Origin of the sequence: Neptuniibacter pectenicola (genome assembly GCF_001597735.1) — a bacterium.
In the GTDB taxonomy this organism is placed as follows: Bacteria; Pseudomonadota; Gammaproteobacteria; order Pseudomonadales; family Balneatricaceae; genus Neptuniibacter; species Neptuniibacter pectenicola.
Map to the genome: position 1 here is coordinate 1 of NZ_LUTS01000086.1, position 438 is coordinate 438.

The following is a 438-nucleotide window of genomic DNA, read 5'->3' on the forward strand; positions in this document are numbered from 1 at the left end:
TCTTCTACCTGTTCAGAATCGACGATTTCTTCAGGTAGGTGGTCATTTACTTCTGCGTAGGTCAGATAGCCTTGTTCCTTGCCCTTAATGACAAGTAATTTTAGCTGTGACTGCGGATTTTGGTCCATAGACGATATCCAACTTAAGATCTGGTGAAGGAATTTTAGTATGCGAAATGCAAACCACTAATATTAACAAATTTATTCATTGCTGACTAACTGAATTGGGTTACGCTTTTAAGTCTAGCATCAAGGCTAGCAGCTCCCGTTTTTCTTCGACTGATAAGCCGACACTTCTTTCTTTGGCCTGCAGGTTTTCAATTTGTTTTTCAATGCTCTGAGACAATATTTTGTCCAATGAATCGATAAATATGTCTTCTTGGTTGTCGTCGTCAAGCGGAATAACCCAACTTGCGAGACGAGACAGAAGTGCCTCATT

General features: G+C 40.2%; 2 protein-coding genes. Both read right to left on the reverse strand.

The features are described 5' to 3' along the window. Positions 1 to 128: RNA polymerase sigma factor region1.1 domain-containing protein (locus A3773_RS18775; protein WP_156473569.1), on the reverse strand; the 128-nt coding region annotated here is incomplete at its 3' end. A gap of 100 nt (positions 129 to 228) precedes the next feature. Continuing rightward, positions 229 to 438, reverse strand: a 210-nt coding sequence (gene dnaG / locus A3773_RS16975; RefSeq protein ID WP_197462846.1) for a DNA primase, incomplete at its 5' end; no start/stop codon positions are given.